The organism is Mesorhizobium sp. M7A.F.Ca.CA.002.05.1.1 (genome assembly GCF_003998335.1).
Lineage (GTDB): Bacteria > Pseudomonadota > Alphaproteobacteria > Rhizobiales > Rhizobiaceae > Mesorhizobium.
On the sequence record NZ_RZQI01001159.1, the window covers coordinates 1 to 1,549 of the forward strand.

Consider the following 1,549-nt stretch of genomic DNA (forward strand, 5'->3'; position numbering starts at 1 on the left):
ATGCCGCGCGCGTCGAGGCGCATCTGCGCGCCGTCGGCCTGCCCTGGCGGATAGCCGACATATCGGGCGATCTGCCTGACGCCGAGGCGCTGCTGGCCTTTATCACCCAGGACAAGAAGGTGTCGCGCGGCGCGCTGACCTTCATCCTGACGCGCGGCATCGGCCAGGCCTTCATCGCCAAGGACGTGCCGGCCTCGGAAGTGCTGTCGTTCCTCAGGGAGAATCACCCAAAGGAAAGCGACCGGAGATGAACGAGCCCGGCTGGATCGTCGTTGCCGTCCTTGCCATCCTCATCGTGCTGCTTGTTGCCGTGCGCACGCGCCTGCTTGCCATGTCCGGATACGAGCTTTCGCGCATCGAGCCGCAGCGTTCCAGCCAGGACGAATTGCGCGGCGCGGTCGACGATTTCCGCCGCGACGGCCAGGTGGTGCGCGAGGATCGCGACCGCGTCGGCGGCCTGTTCGATCTCGCCGAACTCGAAGTCTCCGACATCATGGTCCACCGCACCAACATGCGCTCGGTCAATGCCGACAATGCGCCGGAAGCGGTGGTGCGCGAGATCTTGCAAAGCCCGCACACCCGCATGCCGCTGTGGAAAGGCTCGCTCGACAACATCGTCGGCGTGCTGCATGCAAAGGATCTGCTGCGCGCCTTGAACGAAGTCGGCAACGACTTCTCCAGGATCGATGTGATGAAGATCGCCTCGAAACCATGGTTCGTGCCCGACACGACAACCTTGCAGGAACAGCTCAACGCCTTCCTTCGCCGCAAAGCGCATTTCGCCGTCGTCGTCGACGAATATGGCGAGGTCGAAGGACTGGTGACGCTGGAGGACATTATCGAGGAGATCGTCGGCGAGATCGCCGACGAGCATGATGTCGACATACAGGGCGTCAAGCAGGAGGCCGACGGCTCCGTGGTCGTCGACGGTACGGTGCCGATCCGTGACCTCAACCGGGCTCTCGACTGGAACCTGCCGGATGAGGAGGCCACCACCATTGCCGGCCTCGTCATCCACGAGACGCAATCGATCCCCGAGGAGAAGCAGGCTTTTACGTTCCACGGCAAGCGCTTCATCGTCATGAAACGCGACAAGAACCGGATCGCAAGGCTGAGGATCAGGCCAGCCGGCGACACCTGATACGCGCAGGGAGGCCGGGGCACGTCATCCGGCGATCTGGCTGGTCGAGCGTTCGTGGATCGTCGCGCCGGTCTCGGCATCCATGGCCGCCAGGCTGACTTCATAACCCCAAAGCCTGCGGATGTGACGAAGCGTGGCGTCGCGGCTGGCATCCTCGAGAAGGATGCCGTCATTGACCTTGTGCTGCAGGCGCAAATGGCGGTCGCCGAGCAGATCGACATCCACCACCTGAATGTCCGGTCGGTTTGCGCCGAGGTCATAGCTGTTGGCGAGCGTGGCGCGTATCTTGGCGTAGCCGCGCTCGTCGTGGATCGAGGCGACCAGGCAATGCGGTTGGTCGGCAGCGTCGCCAAGCACAAAAAACCGCCATTTCCGGATCAAGGCCGGACTGAGGTACTGGCGGATAAA

Annotated in this window: 2 protein-coding genes and 1 pseudogene; 2 read left to right on the forward strand and 1 reads right to left on the reverse strand. The window is 63.1% G+C overall.

Annotation, left to right across the window (positions count from 1 at the left end):
- Together EN939_RS33625 and EN939_RS33630 are read left to right on the forward strand one after the other, a co-directional pair.
- A pseudogene (locus EN939_RS33625) lies at positions 1 to 251 on the forward strand (3-dehydroquinate synthase); the annotation flags it as partial.
- On the forward strand, positions 248 to 1,141 hold the full coding sequence (locus EN939_RS33630) for an HlyC/CorC family transporter (protein ID WP_127271762.1): 894 nt from the start codon (positions 248 to 250) through the stop codon (positions 1,139 to 1,141). The pseudogene EN939_RS33625 and the gene EN939_RS33630, both read left to right, overlap by 4 nt.
- A 24-nt stretch (positions 1,142 to 1,165) precedes the next feature.
- Here the strand turns inward: EN939_RS33630 and EN939_RS33635 are convergent.
- On the reverse strand, positions 1,166 to 1,549 hold a 384-nt coding region (locus EN939_RS33635; RefSeq protein WP_206528419.1), incomplete at its 5' end, for a SpoVR family protein.